The 19,005-nt window shown below is 66.8% G+C and carries 10 protein-coding genes and 2 tRNA genes; 8 read left to right on the top strand and 4 right to left on the bottom strand.

Annotated elements, in window-relative coordinates:
- Positions 1 to 100: 100 nt before the first annotated feature.
- From lon to AC3A6M_RS17615, 5 genes are all read left to right on the top strand, one after another.
- Complete coding sequence (gene lon, locus AC3A6M_RS17635; protein WP_487854022.1) at positions 101 to 2,509, top strand: endopeptidase La; 2,409 nt, start codon at positions 101 to 103, stop codon at positions 2,507 to 2,509.
- A gap of 226 nt (positions 2,510 to 2,735) precedes the next feature.
- The gene (locus AC3A6M_RS17630) at positions 2,736 to 3,008 is read left to right on the top strand and encodes an HU family DNA-binding protein (RefSeq protein ID WP_442122143.1); all 273 of its coding nucleotides are present in this window, start codon (positions 2,736 to 2,738) and stop codon (positions 3,006 to 3,008) included.
- A gap of 46 nt (positions 3,009 to 3,054) precedes the next feature.
- Positions 3,055 to 3,131 (top strand) — tRNA-Asp (locus AC3A6M_RS17625).
- Positions 3,132 to 3,165: 34 nt separating this feature from the next.
- A tRNA-Asp gene (locus AC3A6M_RS17620) sits at positions 3,166 to 3,242 on the top strand.
- A gap of 87 nt (positions 3,243 to 3,329) precedes the next feature.
- Complete coding sequence (locus AC3A6M_RS17615; RefSeq protein ID WP_487854021.1) at positions 3,330 to 5,249, top strand: SurA N-terminal domain-containing protein; 1,920 nt, start codon at positions 3,330 to 3,332, stop codon at positions 5,247 to 5,249.
- Positions 5,250 to 5,334: 85 nt separating this feature from the next.
- Here AC3A6M_RS17615 and mnmH read toward each other — a convergent pair whose 3' ends face one another.
- Both mnmH and AC3A6M_RS17605 read right to left on the bottom strand, forming a co-directional pair.
- Positions 5,335 to 6,393, bottom strand: coding sequence for a tRNA 2-selenouridine(34) synthase MnmH (gene mnmH / locus AC3A6M_RS17610; protein WP_487854020.1), 1,059 nt, complete (start codon positions 6,391 to 6,393; stop codon positions 5,335 to 5,337).
- Entirely contained in the window at positions 6,393 to 7,031 is a 639-nt protein-coding gene (locus tag AC3A6M_RS17605; protein WP_487854019.1) for an arylesterase, read from the bottom strand. Before AC3A6M_RS17605 ends, mnmH begins: the two co-directional genes overlap by 1 nt.
- On the opposite strand from AC3A6M_RS17605, the gene AC3A6M_RS17600 reads away from it, so the two are divergent.
- A complete protein-coding gene (locus tag AC3A6M_RS17600; protein WP_487854018.1) occupies positions 7,030 to 7,737 on the top strand; it encodes an ABC transporter ATP-binding protein in 708 nt (235 codons plus the stop codon). The two genes, AC3A6M_RS17605 and AC3A6M_RS17600, sit on opposite strands and share 2 nt — an antisense overlap.
- Before the next feature lie 71 nt (positions 7,738 to 7,808).
- Here AC3A6M_RS17600 and AC3A6M_RS17595 read toward each other — a convergent pair whose 3' ends face one another.
- A complete protein-coding gene (locus AC3A6M_RS17595; RefSeq protein ID WP_487854017.1) occupies positions 7,809 to 9,296 on the bottom strand; it encodes an NAD(P)H-hydrate dehydratase in 1,488 nt (495 codons plus the stop codon).
- A gap of 108 nt (positions 9,297 to 9,404) precedes the next feature.
- Here AC3A6M_RS17595 and AC3A6M_RS17590 point away from each other — a divergent pair, with 108 nt between their 5' ends.
- Positions 9,405 to 13,016: a hydantoinase B/oxoprolinase family protein gene (locus tag AC3A6M_RS17590; protein ID WP_487854016.1), complete on the top strand. Its 3,612-nt coding sequence runs from the start codon at positions 9,405 to 9,407 to the stop codon at positions 13,014 to 13,016.
- Positions 13,017 to 13,086: 70 nt separating this feature from the next.
- On the opposite strand, the gene AC3A6M_RS17585 is transcribed toward AC3A6M_RS17590, so the two are convergent.
- Positions 13,087 to 14,724 (bottom strand): tetratricopeptide repeat protein, encoded by a 1,638-nt coding sequence (locus AC3A6M_RS17585; RefSeq protein WP_487854015.1) that lies wholly within the window; start codon positions 14,722 to 14,724, stop codon positions 13,087 to 13,089.
- 162 nt (positions 14,725 to 14,886) lie between these two features.
- On the opposite strand from AC3A6M_RS17585, the gene purL reads away from it, so the two are divergent.
- Positions 14,887 to 18,888 (top strand): phosphoribosylformylglycinamidine synthase, encoded by a 4,002-nt coding sequence (gene purL / locus AC3A6M_RS17580; protein WP_487854014.1) that lies wholly within the window; start codon positions 14,887 to 14,889, stop codon positions 18,886 to 18,888.
- The last annotated feature ends 117 nt before the right edge of the window (positions 18,889 to 19,005 follow it).

Genomic DNA, 19,005 nt, shown 5'->3' with positions numbered 1-19,005 from the left:
TTTATTAATTATTCTTGCAATAGAAAATTATTTTTCGGCCGCTCTTGTGAATTGACGGTGGACTCCCAACATCGTCAACACGCTTTTTATAAGGTATGCCATGACGACTACTAAATTTACTGAACAGATGACCTTGCCGCTGCTGCCTCTGCGCGACGTGGTCGTGTTTCCGCATATGGTGATACCTCTGTTCGTCGGCCGCCCGAAATCGATCAAGGCGCTCGAAGCCGCGATGGAACAGGGTAAGAGCATCATGCTCGCCGCCCAGAAGGCGGCTGCCAAGGACGAGCCTTCCGCCGCAGACATCTACGAGATCGGCTGCGTGGCCAATATTCTGCAAATGCTGAAGCTGCCCGACGGTACCGTGAAGGTGCTGGTCGAAGGCGCGCAGCGTGCCCGTATCAATCAGATCACCGACGCGCCGAGCCACTTCGTTGCCGACTTGACCCCGATTAATTCCGAAATCGGCGACGATTCGGAAGTCGAGGCAATGCGCCGCGCGATCGTCCAGCAGTTCGACCAGTACGTCAAACTGAACAAGAAAATCCCGCCCGAGATCCTCGCTTCGCTGGCCGGTATCGACGACGCCGGCCGCCTGGCCGACACCGTCGCCGCCCACCTGCCGCTCAAGCTCGAGCAGAAACAGGTGATCCTCGAGATCTTCAACGTCGCCAAGCGCCTGGAGCATCTGCTCGGCCAGCTGGAAGGCGAACTCGACATCCTGCAGGTGGAAAAGCGCATCCGCGGCCGCGTCAAGCGCCAGATGGAAAAATCGCAGCGCGAGTACTACCTGAACGAGCAGGTGAAAGCGATCCAGAAAGAGCTGGGCGAGGGCGAAGAGGGCGCCGACATCGAGGAACTCGAGAAGAAGGTGATCGCCGCCAAGATGCCGAAGGAGGCCATGGAAAAGGCCCAGGCCGAGATCAAGAAGCTGAAGCTGATGTCGCCGATGTCGGCCGAAGCGACCGTGGTGCGCAACTACATCGATACCCTGGTCGGCCTGCCGTGGAAAAAGAAATCCAAGGTCACCATCGACCTGGAGAAGGCCCAGCAGGTGCTGGAAGCCGATCACTACGGCCTCGACAAGATCAAGGAACGCATCCTCGAGTACCTCGCAGTGCAGCAGCGCGTCGACAAGCTGAAGGCGCCGATCCTGTGCTTCGTCGGTCCTCCGGGCGTGGGCAAGACCTCGCTGGGCGAATCGATCGCCCGCGCCACCAACCGCAAGTACGTGCGCATGGCGCTCGGCGGCGTGCGCGACGAGGCCGAGATCCGCGGCCACCGCCGTACCTACATCGGCTCGATGCCGGGCAAGGTGCTGCAGTCGCTGACCAAGGTCGGCGTGCGCAATCCGCTGTTCCTGCTCGACGAAATCGATAAGATGGGCGCGGACTTCCGCGGCGACCCGTCGTCGGCCCTGCTCGAGGTGCTGGACCCGGCCCAGAACCACACGTTCAGCGACCACTACGTCGAAGTCGACTTCGACCTGTCGGACGTGATGTTCGTGGCGACCTCGAACTCGTTCAACATCCCGCCGGCGCTGCTGGACCGGATGGAAGTGATCCGCCTGTCGGGTTACACCGAGGACGAGAAGACCAGCATCGCGCAGCGCTACCTGCTGCCGAAGCAGATCAAGAACAACGGCCTGCAGGAAGACGAGATCAAGGTCGACGAGTCGGCGATCCGCGACATCATCCGCTACTACACCCGTGAAGCGGGCGTGCGTTCGCTCGAGCGCGAAATCTCGAAGATCTGCCGCAAGGTCGTCAAGATGCTGCTGCTGAAGAAGGACAACAAGCGCGTGCTGGTGTCGGCCAAGAACCTGGATAAATTCCTGGGCGTGCGCCGCTTCGACTTCGGCGTGGCCGAGAAGGACAACCAGGTCGGCCAGGTGGCGGGCCTCGCATGGACCGAAGTCGGCGGCGACCTGCTGACCATCGAAGCCGTGCAGGTGCCGGGCAAGGGCGCGGTGATCCGCACCGGTACGCTGGGCGACGTGATGAAGGAATCGATCGAAGCCGCCCGCACCGTGGTGCGTTCGCGCGCACAGCGCCTGGGCATCAAGAGCGAAACCTTCGAGAAGACCGACATCCACATCCACCTGCCGGAAGGTGCGACGCCGAAGGACGGTCCGTCCGCCGGTATCGGCCTGACCACGGCGCTGGTGTCGGTGTTCACCGGCATCCCGGTCCGCGCCGACGTGGCGATGACCGGCGAGATCACGCTGCGCGGCGAAGTGCTGCCGATCGGCGGCCTGAAGGAGAAGCTGCTGGCAGCCCAGCGCGGCGGCATCAAGACGGTGCTGATCCCCGAGCAGAACGTGAAGGACCTGGCCGAGATCCCGGACAACGTCAAGAACAAGCTCGAGATCGTGCCGGTGCGCTGGATCGAAAAGGTGCTGGAAGTCGCCCTGGAACGCCAGCCCGAACCGCTGGTCGACGTGCCGGCCGTGGCGGCTTCGCCGGTGGCGGCGACCACCGACGGGCAGGGCGGCGTCGTCAAGCACTAAGCGTTAGCGTTCGAATCGTCGTCCCCGCGCAGGCGGGGACCCAAGTTTGTCAGCGTTCAGGTAACGCACGCAGAACTTGGGTCCCCGCCTCCGCGGGGACGACGGCATTTTGGACGCCGCGCTCTAAATGTTGCCATGCGGTAGTAACGTTGCTTGACACAAAGCATCCCCCCTTGTTTAATACGCGCTTGCGGTTTTTTGCCGAATGTCTAACGAGGGAAAAGAAGTGAACAAAACTGAACTGATCGAAGAAATCGCGAAATCCGCGGACCTGACCAAAGCCTCTGCGGCGCGCGCCCTCGACGCGATGATCGACGCGGTGACCAACACCCTGAAGAACAAGGACAGCGTGACCCTGGTCGGCTTCGGCACCTTCACCGTCGGCGAACGCGCTGCCCGCACCGGCCGCGACCCGCGCACCAAGGAAGCCATCAAGATCAAGGCCGCCAATGTCCCGAAATTTAAGGCTGGTAAAGCCCTGAAAGATGCAGTAAACTAATGCCTTCGCTGCGCTGACCGCAGCGGAAAGTGTCGCCTTATTGCGTGGAGCGGTAGTTCAGTTGGTTAGAATACCGGCCTGTCACGCCGGGGGTCGCGGGTTCGAGCCCCGTCCGCTCCGCCACTCGATAAGACAGACCACATGCAGCACAGAATCTGGAGCGGTAGTTCAGTTGGTTAGAATACCGGCCTGTCACGCCGGGGGTCGCGGGTTCGAGCCCCGTCCGCTCCGCCAGAATTCAGGTGTGAAAAAAAGGCGAACGATTGTTCGCCTTTTTTTTTAGGTTTTTGTAATCGCATTTTCAACCTTGATTGGCTGACCATGTTTGAATTTATCCGTACCCACCAGCGGCTGATGCAGTTCCTGCTGCTCCTGCTGATCCTGCCTTCGTTCGTGCTCGTCGGCGTAAGCCAGTATGAAAAGCGCAGCGACAGCGATGGCGTCGCCACCGTCGACGGCCGCAAGATCACGCAGCAGGAATGGGAATCCGCGCAGCGCCGCCAGATCGAGCAGGCGCGCGCCATGATGGGCCCGCAGTTCGACCAGAAGCTGTTCGATACGCCGGAAGCGAAGCAGGAAGTCCTCGACGGCCTGGTGGCCGAGCGCGCGATCGGCACCGAAGTGGCGCGCAGCCACCTGACGGTCGGTAAAGATTCCCTGTACAAGGGCATCATCGAACAGACCGGCATGCGCAAGCCGGACGGCAGCTTCGACCTCGACGCCTACAAGGCCTTCCTGGCCTCACAGGGCATGACCGCCGAGGGCTTCGAGCAACGCGTCGGCTACCAGCTGGCGGTGCAGCAACTGGCCGGTTCGGTGCAGGGCACGGCTTTCGCGCCGCGCTCGGTGGCGAACCGCCTGTCGGACATCAACGACCAGCAGCGCGAAGTCCAGGAACTGATGTTCCCGATCGCGAACTTCGCCTCCCAGGTCAAGGTCACCGACGACATGATCAAGGCCTACTACGACAAGAACGCCACCCTGTTCCAGGTGCCGGAGCAGATCAAGGCCGAGTACGTGCTGTTCGATGCCGACGCCGTCGAGAAGCAGGTGACTGTCAGCGACGCGGAAGTCGCCGACGCCTACAACAAGAACAAGGCCCGCTTCGCCACCCCGGAAAAGCGCAGCGCCAGCCACATCCTGATCGCCGTCGCGAAGGACGCCAAGCCGGCCGATGACGCGGCCGCCAAGGCCAAGGCGCAAGCCATCCTGGCCGAGCTGCAGAAGAACCCGGGCGAGTTCGCGAAGATCGCCAGGGCGCAGTCCCAGGATCCTGGGTCGGCCGAGCTGGGCGGCGACCTGGGCGTGGTCGAGAAAGGCCTGTTCGACAAGCCGGTCGAAGATGCGATCTTCCAGCTCAAGGAAGGCGAAATCAGCGGCCTGGTGCGTTCGAACTTCGGCTACCACATCGTCAAGGTCACCAAGGTCGTGCCGGAAGTCCAGAAGAGCCTGGAAGAAGCGAAGCCGCAAATCGTGGCCGAGCTGAAGAAGACCAAGATGTCGAGCAAGTACTCGGAACTGGCAGAAACCTTCACGAATACCGTCTACGAGCAGTCGGACAGCCTGAAGCCGGTCGCGGACAAGCTCGGCCTGGCCATCCAGACCGTCGACGGCCTGACCCGTACGCCGAACCCGGCGCTGGGCAAGGCGCCGGTGAACAACGAGAAGTTCCTGAAGGCGATCTTCTCCCAGGACGCGATCGCCAACAAGCGCAATACCGAAGCCGTCGAAGTGGCGCCGAGCACCCTGGTGGCGGGCCGCGTGGTCGAGTTCAAGCCGGCCGCCAAGCGTCCGCTGGCAGAAGTAGCGGACCAGATCCGCCAGCGCGTGACCCAGGAAGAAGAGATGCGCCTGGCGCGCCAGGCCGGCGAAGCCAAGCTGGCTGCGCTGAAGGCATCCGGCGACGCCACCGGCTTCGGCGAAGTGAAGGTCCTGTCGCGCACCATGCAGCAGGATCCGGGCATCAACCGCGCCGCCGCGATCGCCGTGCTGAAGGCCGACGTGAGCAAGCTGCCTGCCTATGTCGGCGTCGAGCTGCCGGGCCAGGGCTATGGCGTGTACCGCATCGGCAAGGTGTCGCTGCCGGCCCAGCCTGACCAGGCGCGCCGCAAGCAGGAAGCCGATGCGATCGCCCGCGCCGTCGGCGGCGCCGAGATGTACGGCTACATCGAGGCCCTGAAGAAGAAGGCCAAGGCCAAGGTCAACGTCAAGCCGGCTGACCTGGGCGCGAAGGCCGAGTAATCACTTTGACCCAAACATAAAGCCCGGCCGCGCGAGCGGACCGGGCTTTTGTTTTGGCGGGACGGGCACTTGATGCCCACCTGCGTTATGACTCGGCGTGCAGTTTCCTGGCGGCAGCCAGGAAATCCTCCTTGCCGATATCCCCCAGCTCCAGCACGTCCGCCTGCGGATAGTGCACGAAGTTGCGGTCGATCGAGCGCAGGTAGGCCGGATCGTAATGCTGGACCAGCAGTTCGTCGACCAGCTCCGGCAGCCTGCCGCCGGTCGCCATCGCCTGCCAATCGTCGATTCTGGCGCGGCCGTGCAACTGCACCAGGTGGTCGAGCTGGGCGTTCAGGGCCGACGGGTCGGCGCAGAAGTGCTGGTAATCCTCCATCAGCAGGCGCACGCGGTTCGGGCGCGACAGCATCAGCGAGATGCAGGGCGAGGCGCGCATGCGCTCCATGACCACGTCCGGCACGCGCAGGTTGCCGACCTTCTTGCTTTCCGATTCCACGAACACCGGTTTGTCCGGATCGAAGCGCCGCAGCTTGTCCCAGATGCGGGTCTCGAACATTTTCTGGCTGGGCTGGGGCTCGTTCGGCAGGTGGCCCAGCACCGAGCCGCGGTGGGCCGCCAGGCGTTCGAGGTCGAGCACCTGGGCGCCGATTGCCTCGAGCGTTTCCAGCAGCCGGCTCTTGCCGCTGCCGGTGGTGCCGCAGATCACGCGGAACCGTAGCGCCGGCGGGTTCTCCAGCGCGCTGTTGACGAAGCCGCGGAAGGCCTTGTAGCCGCCGTCGAGCTGCACCACCGGCCAGCCGACCTTGGCCAGGATGTGGGCCATCGAGCCGCTGCGGTTGCCGCCGCGCCAGCAATAGACCAGCGGTTTCCAGTCGCGCGGCTTGTCGGCGAACAGCGTGTCGATAAACCGGGCGACGTTGCGCGCCACCAGCGGCGCGCCGATCTTCTTCGCTTCGAAGGCGCCGACCTGCTTGTAAGTGGTGCCGACCAGGATGCGTTCCTCGTCGTTCAACACCGGGCAGTTGATGGCGCCGGGGATGTGGTCGAGCGCGAACTCGGATTCGCTGCGCGCATCGATGATGGCGTCGAATTCGTCGAGCTGCGCGAAAATGTCGGTGAAGCTGAGGACAGCGGGGTATTTCATTATTGTTTGATCAGGGGAGCCAGTTGCGGCCAGATGTTATTGAGGATGACGGGGTGGGCGCTGGCCAATGGATGCATGCGGTCGGCCTGGAAATTCGTCGGGACCAGCTCGACGCCCTGCAGCATATACGGCACCAGCGGCACCTTCAGGCTGGCGGACAGTTCCTTGTACATGCCCGTGAAGCGTTCGGTATAGGCGCGCCCGTAGTTCGGCGGCATGTGGATGCCGACCAGCAGGACCTTGGCCCTGTTCTGCTGCGACAGCTTGACCATGGTGCGCAGGTTGTCTTCGGCCGACGGGATCGGCAGTCCGCGCAGGCCGTCGTTGGCGCCCAGCTCCAGCACCACCACGTCCGGCTTGTGCTGGGCCAGCAGGGCGGGCAGGCGCGAGCGTCCGCCGCTGGTGGTGTCGCCGCTGATGCTGGCGTTGACGATGCGGGCGTCGAGCTTTTCGGCCTTCAGCTTCCGTTCGAGCAGGGCGACCCAGCCGCTGCCGCGCGCCAGCCCGTATTCGGCGGACAGGCTGTCGCCCACCACCAGCACGGTTTTTGGTGCAGAATAGGCGCTCCCCGACGCCGCCAGCGCGAAGGCCGCGAGGGCGCCGATAGTGAACTTCCTGAACTTGAAATGAGCGAGCATGCGTGATATTCCCGAGGCTTCCAAACGTGATGCGGTCGTGCGGCATCCGGCGATCGAAGTCGCCGGCCTGTCGAAGCGGGTGGCGGACGCCAGCGGCGAACTCACCATCCTGCACAATGTCGATTTTACCGTGCAACCGGCCGAGACGCTTGCCCTGGTCGGCGCGTCCGGCTCCGGCAAGTCGACTTTGCTGGGCCTGCTGGCCGGGCTCGACACGCCGTCCAGCGGCACGGTCAAGCTCGACGGCACCGACATCTTCGCCCTTGACGAGGATGGCCGTGCCGCTTTCCGCAAGGCCAAGCTGGGCTTCGTGTTCCAGTCCTTCCAGTTGTTGCCGCACCTGAGCGCGCTGGAAAACGTGATGCTGCCGCTCGAGCTGCGCGGCGATCCGGATGCGCGTGCAAAAGCCGCCGCGATGCTGGGCCGGGTCGGACTGGAAAGCCGCCTGCGCCACTATCCGAAATACCTGTCAGGCGGCGAACAGCAGCGCGTGGCCCTGGCGCGCGCCTTCGTCACCGAGCCGCCGCTGCTGTTCGCCGACGAGCCGACCGGCAGCATCGACGCCGCCACCGGCGAGGCCGTGATCCGGCTGATGTTCGAGCTGAACCGCGAACGCGGCTCGACCCTGGTGCTGGTGACGCACGATCCGGCGATGGCGGCGCGTTGCGGGCGGACCCTGACCATTGCGGCAGGACGGCTGGTATAGGGTGGGCTCTCCCGAGCCCATGTTGATGCCAACGTGACGCGAGCGTCACGCGTGGGCACGGGGTGCCCACCCTACGCGCTGATCAATGCGTTGAACACGGCGCGGATCGCTTTCGGCAGTTCGCCCGCCGTCAGCCCGACCGGTCCGGCGCCATCCGACACCAGCCAGTCCGCCGCTGCTCCGTGCATCCACACGGCCCCCAGCGCGGCTTCCCAGGCCGGCCAGCCCTGGGCCAGCAGGGCCCCGCAGAAGCCCGCCAGCACGTCGCCGCTGCCGCCGGTCGCCAGGCCCGGGTTGCCGCTCGTGTTCACGGCCACGAAGCCGTCCGGGCGCGCGATCACGCTGCCGGCGCCCTTCAGCACCACCACGCTGTTCAGGCGCAGCGCCAGTTCGCGCGCGTGTTCCAGGCGGTCGGCCTGCACGATCGGCGCGGTCACGCCGAGCAGGCGCGCGGCCTCCAGCGGATGCGGGGTCAGGACCACCTGGCCGCCGTGCGCCGCCAGCCGTTCGTGCAGTTCGGGCCGCGCCGTAGCCAGGTTGAGGGCGTCGGCATCGGCGACCAGCGGCGTGCGCGCCTCGATGACCTTGCCGAACAGGTGGATGGCTGCGTCGGCATTGCCCATGCCTGGGCCCGCCACCACGGTGCGGCCGGCGAAGTCCATCCCGGCGGCGTCGCGGAACATGATCTCGGGCTGGGTCGGATCGATGGCCATGCCCGGGTCGAGCATGGCGGCGAACACCCGGCCCGCGCCGCCGTGCAGGGCCGCGCGCGCGGCCAGCACCGCGGCCCCGGCCATGCCGCGCGCGCCGCCCAATACCGCGACGTCGCCGAAGCTGCCCTTGTGCGAATTGCGGCGCCGTGGCGCCAGGCGGTCGGCGAACAGGGGCGGAGCGTTCAGCACCGCCTGCGCCAGCTCTTGGTGCAGACCGTCCGCGCCCAGCATGTCCACCCGCACCTCGCCCGCATGGTCGCAACCGTCGCCCGTGTGCAGGCCCGGCTTGTTGCCGAGGAAGGTGATCGTGTGCGTGGCCGCCACCGCGGCGCCGTCCGGACCGATGACGGCGCCCGTGTCGGCTTCCAGGCCGCTCGGCACGTCGAGCGCCAGCACCGGGCAGTCGAGACTGGCCGTCCACGTCGCCAGTTCGCGCGCGCGTCCGGCGAGCGGGCGCGCGAGGCCGATGCCGAACAGGGCATCGACCACCAGGCGCCAGGGCCGGCCCGCCGGCACCTCGTCGACGAAGCGTACCCCGGCATCGACCGCCCGCTGCAGCGCGCGCCCGGCTTCGAACGACGGCGCGCGTTCGCCCGCCAGGTGCAGCGCCTCGACGTCCACGCCCTGGCGCGCGAGCTGCGCCGCCAGTTCGAGTCCGTCGCCGCCATTGTTGCCCGGGCCGGCCAGCAGCAGTACGGCGCCGGCCGCCTCGCCGTCCAGCAGCTCGAGCGCGAAGTCGGCGGCGGCCCGGCCCGCGCGTTCCATCAGCTCGCCGGGCGCGACCCTGGCCTGGGCGGCGCGTTCGATGGCGCGGATCTGGTCGCAGCTGTAGAGCAGGGTGTCCATAGGGGCTCCGTAAAGTAGGCGGTGACGGGTATTGTCGCCAAATTCGCAACGCGGCGCGAGTCGCGACTACAATACATGTCGACTTTGTGGCAACGAATTGGAGAACACATGGACTGGCAGTTCTGGATCGACCGTGGCGGCACCTTCACCGACATCGTGGCGCGCCGCCCCGACGGCACGCTCGTCACCCACAAACTGCTGTCCGAGAACCCCGAGCACTACCGCGACGCCGCCGTCGCCGGTATCCGGCACCTGCTGGGCCTGCAGCCCGGCGAGGTGGTGCCGGAAGGCGCCATCGAAGCGGTCAAGATGGGCACCACGGTCGCCACCAACGCGCTGCTGGAGCGCAAGGGCGAGCCGACCGTCCTGGCCATCACGCGCGGTTTCCGCGATGCCCTGCGCATCGCCTACCAGAACCGCCCGCGCCTGTTCGACCGCCACATCGTCCTGCCCGAACTGCTGTACCGGCGCGTGATCGAGATCGACGAGCGCATGGGCGCCCACGGCGAGGTGGTGCGGGCGCTGGACGAGGAGGGCGCGCGGCGCGAACTCCAGGCCGCCTTCGACGCCGGCCTGCGCAGCCTGGCGATCGTCTTCATGCACGGCTACCGCCACACGCGGCACGAGGCTGCGGTGGCGCGCATCGCGCGCGAGATCGGCTTTACCCAGGTCTCGGTATCGCACCAGGCCAGTCCGCTGATGAAACTGGTCGCACGCGGCGACACCACCGTGGTGGACGCCTACCTGTCGCCGATCCTGCGCCGCTACGTCGACCAAGTGGCCGGCGAGCTCCCCGGCGTGAACCTGCAGTTCATGCAGTCCAGCGGCGGCCTGACCGATGCGCGCACCTTCCAGGGCAAGGACAGCATCCTCTCGGGCCCCGCCGGCGGCATCGTCGGCATGGTGCGCTCCAGCCGCCTGGCCGGCTTCGAGCGCGTGATCGGCTTCGACATGGGCGGCACCTCGACCGATGTCTCGCACTTCGCGGGTGCGCATCCTTCCGATTATGAGCGCGTATTCGAGACCCAAGTGGCCGGCGTGCGCATGCGCGCGCCCATGATGAGCATCCACACGGTGGCGGCGGGCGGCGGCTCGATCCTGCACTTTGACGGCAGCCGCTACCGCGTCGGGCCGGACAGCGCGGGCGCGAACCCCGGACCGGCCAGCTACCGCCGCGGCGGACCGCTGGCGGTCACCGACTGCAACGTCATGCTCGGCAAGATCCAGCCGCAGCACTTCCCGCGCCTGTTCGGCGCCTCCGGCGACGAGCCGCTCGACGTCGATGCCGTGCGCGCAGGCTTTGCCGCGCTGGCGAAGGAAATCGGCGCCGCCACCGGATCGACGCCGGCGCCGGAAGCGGTGGCCGAGGGCTTCATCCAGATCGCGGTCGGCAACATGGCCAACGCGATCAAGCAGATCTCGGTGCAGCGCGGCCATGACGTGACCGGCTATACCCTGACCAGTTTCGGCGGCGCCGGCGGCCAGCACGCCTGCCTGGTGGCGGACGCGCTGGGCATGAAGACGGTCTTCATCCACTCGCTGGCCGGGGTGCTGTCGGCTTACGGCATGGGCCTGGCGGACCAGAGCGCGATGCGCGAGCGCGCCGTCGAGCGCCGCCTGGCCGAACTGGATGACGCCGGGCTGGCGGCCGAGCTGGACGAACTCGGCGCGCGCGCCCGCGACGAGCTGCTGTCCCAGGGCGTCGCGGCCGAACGCATCGAACTGCTGCGCCGCGTGCACCTGCGCTACGAAGGCACGGATTCGGCCATCGTGGTGGCTTTCGACGCGCACGCGGCCATGCAGCAGGCCTTCGAGGACGCCTACCGGCGCCGCTTCTCCTTCCTCATGCCGGGCAAGGCGCTGGTGGTGGAGGCGGTCTCCGTCGAGGCGCTCGGCCGCTCCGATGCGCCGCCCGAGCTGGCGCAGGCCGTGCCCGGCGCCGGCAATACCCCGCCAGCGCACGAGCGCGTGCGGATGTTCGCCGGCGGAGCATGGCGCGACACCGCGGTCTACCTGCGCGCCGGGATCAAGCCGGGCGACGTGCTGAAAGGGCCTGCGATCATCGCCGAGGCGAATGCGACCACCGTCGTCGAAGCCGGCTGGCAGGCCGAGGTCACGGCCTGGGACCACCTGGTGCTGCGGCGGGTCGAGGCGCTGCCCGAACGGCACGCGATCGGCACCAGCGCGGATCCGGTGATGCTGGAAGTCTTCAACAACCTGTTCATGTCGATTGCCGAGCAGATGGGGCTGCGGCTGCAGAACACGGCCTATTCGGTGAACATCAAGGAGCGCCTCGACTTCAGCTGCGCGATCTTCGACCACGAAGGCAACCTGGTCGCCAACGCGCCGCACATGCCGGTGCACCTGGGCTCGATGGGCGAGAGCATCAAGGCGGTGATGCGCAAGAACGCAGGCAGGATGAAGGCCGGCGACGTCTACGTGCTGAACGATCCGTACAACGGCGGCACCCACCTGCCGGACGTGACGGTGATCTCGCCCGTGTTCGACGAGGCGGGGCAGGAGATCCTGTTCTACGTCGGCTCGCGCGGCCACCATGCCGACATCGGCGGCACCACGCCGGGCTCGATGCCGCCGGATTCCTGCCACATCGAGGAAGAGGGCGTCCTGATCGACAATTTCAAGCTGGTCGACGGCGCCGACGGCGTGCTGCGCGAGGCCGAGGCGCGTTCGCTCCTCGCGGCGGCGCGCTGGCCGGCCCGCAATCCGGACCAGAACCTGGCCGACCTGCGGGCCCAGGTCGCGGCCAACCAGAAGGGCGTCGAGGAACTGCGCAGGATGGTCGCCTATTACGGCCTGGACGTCGTGCGCGCCTACATGGGCCACGTGCAGGACAACGCCGAGGAAGCGGTGCGGCGCGTGATCGCGGTGCTGAAGGATGGCCACTACCGCTATGAGCTCGACAACGGCGCCCACATCGAGGTGGCGATCCGCGTCGATGCCGCCAGCCGCAGCGCGGAGATCGACTTCACCGGTACGTCGAGCCAGCTGCCGAACAACTTCAACGCGCCGTCCGCGGTGTGCATGGCCGCCGTCCTGTACGTGTTCCGCACCCTGGTCGACGACGAGATTCCGCTGAACGCCGGCTGCCTGAAGCCGCTGAAGGTCATCATCCCGCCGGGCTCGATGCTGAACCCGCACTATCCGGCCTCGGTCGTGTCGGGCAACGTCGAGACATCGACCTGCATCACCAACGCGCTGTACGGCGCGCTGCAGGTGATGGCGGCCGCGCAGGGCACGATGAACAACTTCACCTTCGGGAATGCGCGCTACCAGTACTACGAGACGATTTCCGGCGGCTCGGGCGCGGGCGAAGGCTACGACGGCACCGACGTGGTCCAGACCAACATGACCAACTCGCGCCTGACGGACCCGGAGATCCTGGAATTCCGCTTCCCGGTACGGCTGGAGAGCTATGCGATCCGTGAAGGTTCAGGCGGAGCCGGAAGGTGGCATGGCGGGAACGGCGGCGTGCGCAAGGTGCGCTTCCTGGAGCCGATGACGGCGGCGATTTTGTCGAACAACCGGATTCATGCGCCGTTCGGGATGGCCGGCGGCGAGCCCGGCGAGAAGGGGCGGAACCTCGTCGTGCGTGCCGATGGGCGGGTGGAGGAGCTGGGACATATCGGGAAGGTCGATATGCAGGCGGGCGACATGTTCGTGATCGAGACACCTGGGGGCGGTGGATATGGCCAGCCGTAGGGTGGGCTCACCGAGCCCACGCGAAAGCCGGCGTTAAGCGACCGTCACGCGTGGGCACGTGGTGCCCACCCTACGACGAGATGCCGTACTTCCGCTTCGCCCCCATGAACTCCTCGTCCAGTGCCTGCAAGCGCGGATGTGCCGGATCCAGCGCCCGGATATGCTCGAGCTGTTCGGCGCACAGCCCCGCCAGCGGGTGATCCCAGCCCATCTCCATGATCTGCCGGAGGATGCCGCCGACCACCGCGATCATCACCTGCAGGTTGCCCGGCGCCAGGTGCAGGGCTTCCAGTAGGGTCTGCACGGCGCCGCGCACGTCGCCCATGTTGCGCTTCTCGTCGGCCACGCCGAGCAGGATCTGGGCCTGGGCGCGCAGCTGCTTGCCCATGCCGTCGGCCAGGTCGGGACGGCCGGCCTTGACGAACACATTCATCGCCTGCTGGGCGGTGACGGCGCCGTCCTGGCCGTTCATTGCGGTCAGCATCACCTCCGAAGCTTCCTCGTCCATGCGGTGTTCCAGCAGGGAGCGGGTCAGGCCCACCCTCAGGGTCGGCGACAGGGCGCTGCCGGCGCGCACCGCCACCACCGCGCTGCGCAGGTCGGCCACGGCGCCGGCCTGGTTGCCGCTCGCTTCCTGCAGCAGGGCGCTGGAGATCGCCAGGCAGGCGTCCGTTTCGGGGGTGCCGCGCAGCGAGCGTTCGAGGTCGCGGATCACGCCGGCGGCGGACAGCGGATCGCCCTTGCGCACCAGCGCCCTGACCAGGTTGACGTGGTCCTCGGGGTTGCGGAATTCGGAGTAGCGCGAGCGCGAGACGACCTGCTTGAAGGATTTCTCGGCCGCCGCCACGTCGCCGGTTTCCAGCGCGACCTCGCCCAGCTTGCGCAGGCGCCGCACCATGTGGGGCGAGATGCCGACCGCTTCCTCCAGCGTTTTCTGGGCCTCGGCGTGCTCGCCGCGCTCCTCGTAGCAGCGCGCCAGCAGGTCGTAGGCCGCCATCAGGCGCGGGTTGTCGCTCACCAGCTGCTGCAGCAGTTCGACCGCTTCCTCGATGCGGCCCTGGGCCGCCAGCGCGCGCGCCAGTCCCAGCCTGGCCCAGCCCATCGGCCGCGCCGCGATCAGCTGGCGGTACACGCCCTCGGCCTGCTCGTGCTCCTTCAGCGCGACATGCAGCTCGGCGCGCAGGCGCGCGAAGTCGGCGGCGTAGCGCGGCTGCGCCTGCACGGCGTCGATGCAGGTCCGGATGGCCGCCTGCGGATTGCCCTGCGCGACCTGCTGGTAGGCCGGCAGCATGGCGGCGCGGCGGGCCAGCGCGCGCTGGATGCGCTGGTTCAGGATGTCGGCCGTGAAGGGCTTGAGGATGTATTCGGTGGGCGAGAGCTCGGCCGCGCCCATCACCTTGTCGTAGGCCGCCTCGGAAGTGAGCATGATGAAGATGGCCCAGGGCGGGATCAGCTTGTGGTGGCGCAGGTCTTCCAGCAGTTGCTGGCCGTCCTGTCCCTCGCTGCCGTTGCCGCTGCCGCCGCCGAGATCGTACTCGCAGAGGATCACGTCGTAGCCCTTGCGGCCGAGCTGCTTGACGGCGGTGCCGGCATTCACGGCGTACTCGACGCGCGAGATCCCGGACTGGTTGAGCATGTTCTGCAGGTTGGCGCGGATGCCCGGATTCGGGTCGATGACCAGTACGCTCAGTTGGCTATTCTCTTGCATTGTTTTTCTCGTCCATGCCCGGTGGGTCTCCACCGCTAAGATACCGATTCCTTGAACGTACGGCAACCATTCCAGGATGGCCAGACCCGTGCAGGGGCGATGCCGTATAATAGCGGGCTATCTTCCACCCGCAGCCACGCTGCATCAACCGACTACCAAGCCATGTTGATTCTGCCGGGTTCCAATGCCCTCTCTGCTTTCCGTAGCCAACGCCTCCTGACGCAACTGCAAGCCGTCGCCCCGACGATTGCGGCAGTCCAGGCCCGTTTCTACCACTTCATCGATGCAAGCAGCCCCTTGTCCGCCGAGGACACCGGGCGCTTGACGGCCATGCTCACCTACGGCGAGCCTGTGCCGGAAACGCAGTACGAGGGCGTGACCGAGGAGTTCTTCGTGATCCCGCGCCTGGGCACCATCTCGCCCTGGGCCTCGAAAGCGACCGACATCGCCCACAATTGCGGCATGGCCCACATCCACCGCATCGAGCGCGGCGTGGCCTTCACCGTGGTCCTGAAGAGCGGCATCCTGGGCACCGGATTCGGCGCCCCGAAGAAGCTCGGCGCGGAAGAAGCCCAGGCGGTGGCGGCCCTGCTGCACGACCGCATGACCGAAACCGTGCTGCGAAGCGCCGACGAAGCCCAGGCCCTGTTTACCGAACTGGAAGGCCGTCCTCTCGAAGCGGTCGATGTGATCAAGCAGGGCCGCGCGGCGCTGGAACAGGCCAACCGCGACATGGGCCTGGCCCTGGCGGAGGACGAGATCGACTACCTGGTCGACGCGTTCACCAGGGTGCAGCGCAACCCGACCGACGTCGAACTGATGATGTTCGCCCAGGCCAACAGCGAACACTGCCGCCACAAGATCTTCAACGCCGAGTGGACCATCGACGGCGTCAAGCAGGACAAGTCGCTGTTCCAGATGATCAAGAACACCCACCAGCTGCAGCCGAAGGGCACCGTGGTGGCGTACAGCGACAACTCGGCGATCATGGAAGGCGCCGAAGTGACCCGCTTCTACCCGCAGGGCGAAGGCCAGGAATACCTTCCTGCGTCCCAGCTGACCCACACCCTGATGAAGGTCGAGACCCACAACCACCCGACCGCGATTTCCCCGTTCCCGGGCGCCTCGACCGGCGCCGGCGGCGAAATCCGCGACGAGGGCGCGACCGGCCGCGGCGCCAAGCCGAAGGCGGGCCTGACCGGCTTCACGGTGTCGAACCTGGCGATCCCGGGTGCCGAGCAGCCTTGGGAAGTGCCGGCCTACGGCAAGCCCGAGCGCATCGCCTCGCCGCTGCAGATCATGGTCGACGGCCCGCTGGGCGGCGCCGCCTTCTCGAACGAATTCGGCCGTCCGGTGCTGGGCGGTTACTTCCGCACCTACGAACAGAACGTCGGCAAGACCGCGCTGGGCGAGAACACCGTGTTCGGCTACCACAAGCCGATCATGATCGCCGGCGGTATCGGCAACATCTCCGACGCGCATACCCACAAGGACGAGATCCCGGTCGGCAGCCTGCTGCTGCAGCTGGGCGGTCCCGGCATGCGCATCGGCATGGCCGGCGCGGCTGCATCGTCGATGGCGACCGGCACCAACACCGCCGACCTGGACTTCGACTCGGTCCAGCGCGGCAACCCCGAAATGGAACGCCGCGCCCAGGAAGTCATCAACTCCTGCTGGCAGCTGGGCGACGCCAACCCGATCATCTCGATCCACGACGTGGGCGCGGGCGGCATTTCGAACGCCTTCCCGGAGATCACCAACGACGCCAAGCGCGGCGCCACCTTCGACCTGCGCAAGGTGCCGCTGGAAGAGAGCGGCATGTCGCCGAGGGAAATCTGGAGCAATGAGTCGCAGGAGCGCTACGTGCTGGCGATCTCCCCGGACGACCTGGCGCGCTTCGCCGCCATCTGCGAACGCGAGCGCTGCCCGTTCGCGGCGGTCGGCGTCGCCACCGAAGAGCGCCAGCTGCGCCTGATCGACCCGATCACCAATACCTCGCCGGTCGACATGCCGATGGACGTCCTGCTCGGCAAGCCGCCGAAGATGCAGCGCGACGTGACCCACGTACAGAACAGCTTCCAGCCGGTCGACGTGACCGGCCTGGACCTGGAAGAGATCGGCCGCCGCGTGCTGCTGCTGCCGACCGTGGCCGACAAATCCTTCCTGATCACGATCGGCGACAGGAGCGTCGGCGGCATGAGCGTGCGCGACCAGATGGTCGGCCCGTGGCAGGTGCCGGTGGCCGACGTCGCCGTCACCACCATGAGCTTCGAAGGCTACAAGGGCGAAGCGATGGCGATGGGCGAGCGCACCCCGGTGGCCGTGATCGACGCCGCCGCCTCGGGCCGCATGGCCGTCGGCGAGGCGATCACCAACATCGCCGCCGCGCCGGTCGCGGCTATCGAAGACATCAAGCTGTCGGCCAACTGGATGGCGGCCTGCGGCCAGCCGGGCCAGGACGCGGCGCTGTTCGACACCGTGAAGGCGGTCGGCATGGAACTGTGCCCGGCGCTGGGGATCTCGATCCCGGTCGGCAAGGATTCGCTGTCGATGCGCACCACCTGGAACGACGGCGGCGAAGCCAAGGCCGTGATCTCGCCGGTCTCGCTGATCGTATCGAGCTTCGCGCCGGTCCCGGACGTGCGCAGGACCCTCACGCCGCAGCTGCGCACCGACCTTGGCGACACCTCGCTGATCCTGGTCGACCTGGGCCGCGGCAAGAACCGCCTCGGGGCCTCGGCGCTGGCGCAGGTGACCAACCAGGTCGGCGACGACACGCCGGACCTCGACGACCCGCAGGACCTGAAGGCCTTCTTCGCCGCCATCCAGCAGCTCAACGCGGACGGCAAACTGCTGGCCTACCACGACCGTTCGGACGGCGGCCTGTTCGCGGCGCTGTGCGAGATGGCCTTCGCCGGCCGCGCCGGCGTCTCGGTCAACCTCGACATCCTGACCATGGAAGGCGAGCACGCTTCCGACCATGGCGACGCCAAGAACTGGGCCGCCCAGGTGGCCGAGCGCCGCAACGAGATGACCCTGCGCGCGCTGTTCAGCGAAGAGCTGGGCGCCGTGATCCAGGTGCGCCACGACCTGCGCAGCGAGGTGATGAACGTGCTGCGCACCCATGGCCTGGGCGCCTGCAGCCACATCATCGGCAAGGTCAACGACCGCGGCGTGATCGAATTCACGCGCGATACCAAGATCATCTACAACAAGCGCCGCAGCGAACTGCACCGCCTGTGGAGCGAGACCAGCTGGCGCATCGCGCGCCTGCGCGACAACCCGGAATGCGTCGACCAGGAATACGAGCGCCTGCTGGACGAGCAGGACCCGGGCTTCACGCCGAAGCTGGTGCACGACACCAACGTGAACATCGCCGCGCCCCTCATCGCAAGCGGCGCGCGCCCGAGCGTGGCGATCCTGCGCGAGCAGGGCGTCAACTCGCACATCGAGACCGCGTGGGCGGTGCACCAGGCCGGCTTCAGGGCGGTCGACGTGCACATGAGCGACCTGATCGCCGGACGTGCGAAGCTGGGCGACTTCCAGGGCCTGATCGCGGTGGGCGGCTTCTCCTACGGCGACGTGCTGGGCGCCGGCGAAGGCTGGGCCAAGACCATCCTGTTCAACGCCGCGCTGAAGGAGCAGTTCGCCGCCTTCTTCGGCCGCGCCGACACCTTCGGCATGGGCGTCTGCAACGGCTGCCAGATGATGAGCAACCTGAAGTCCATCATCCCGGGCGCCGAAGCCTGGCCGAAGTTCACCCGCAACAAGTCGGAACAGTTCGAAGCCCGCTTCGGCATGGTCGAGGTGCTGGATTCGCCGTCGATCTTCTTCGCCGACCTGGCCGGCACCCACGCGCCGCTGGCGATCGCGCACGGCGAAGGTTTCGCGGACTTCTCGCAGACCGGCGACCTGTCCAGCGTGATCGGCGCGCTGCGCTACATCGACAACCGCGGCCAGGCGACCGAGCAGTATCCGTTCAACCCGAACGGCTCGCCCGGCGGCCTGACCGCCGTCACCACGCCGGACGGCCGCTTCACGGTGATGATGCCGCACGCCGAACGCGTGGCGCGCACGGTGACCATGTCCTGGCATCCGGACGGCTGGGGCGAGGATTCGCCATGGGCGCGGATGTTCCAGAACGCGCGCAAGTGGGTCGGTTGATGCCTGCGTGATGCGTCACGAAAAAGCGCTCCTTCCGGGGCGTTAATGAGATGGTCCCCCTCCACCCTACAAGACCTAAACTTGTAGGGTGTGTTCTTTCAGGACGGAGGCCATCAT

Source organism: Telluria sp. Soil_C_11 (assembly GCF_057657395.1).
Note: the sequence above shows the minus strand (reverse complement) of the source record. Positions and strands in the feature narration are given on the sequence as shown.

What these genes read in the sequence shown, in the direction of transcription:
- lon (WP_487854022.1), top strand. Translation starts at nt 101, where the DNA reads ATGACGACTACTAAATTTACTGAACAGATGACCTTGCCGCTGCTGCCT.
- AC3A6M_RS17615 (WP_487854021.1), top strand. Translation starts at nt 3,330, where the DNA reads ATGTTTGAATTTATCCGTACCCACCAGCGGCTGATGCAGTTCCTGCTG.
- mnmH (WP_487854020.1), bottom strand. Translation starts at nt 6,393, where the DNA reads ATGAAATACCCCGCTGTCCTCAGCTTCACCGACATTTTCGCGCAGCTC.
- AC3A6M_RS17600 (WP_487854018.1), top strand. Translation starts at nt 7,030, where the DNA reads ATGCGTGATATTCCCGAGGCTTCCAAACGTGATGCGGTCGTGCGGCAT.
- AC3A6M_RS17605 (WP_487854019.1), bottom strand. Translation starts at nt 7,031, where the DNA reads ATGCTCGCTCATTTCAAGTTCAGGAAGTTCACTATCGGCGCCCTCGCG.
- AC3A6M_RS17595 (WP_487854017.1), bottom strand. Translation starts at nt 9,296, where the DNA reads ATGGACACCCTGCTCTACAGCTGCGACCAGATCCGCGCCATCGAACGC.
- AC3A6M_RS17590 (WP_487854016.1), top strand. Translation starts at nt 9,405, where the DNA reads ATGGACTGGCAGTTCTGGATCGACCGTGGCGGCACCTTCACCGACATC.
- AC3A6M_RS17585 (WP_487854015.1), bottom strand. Translation starts at nt 14,724, where the DNA reads ATGCAAGAGAATAGCCAACTGAGCGTACTGGTCATCGACCCGAATCCG.
- purL (WP_487854014.1), top strand. Translation starts at nt 14,887, where the DNA reads ATGTTGATTCTGCCGGGTTCCAATGCCCTCTCTGCTTTCCGTAGCCAA.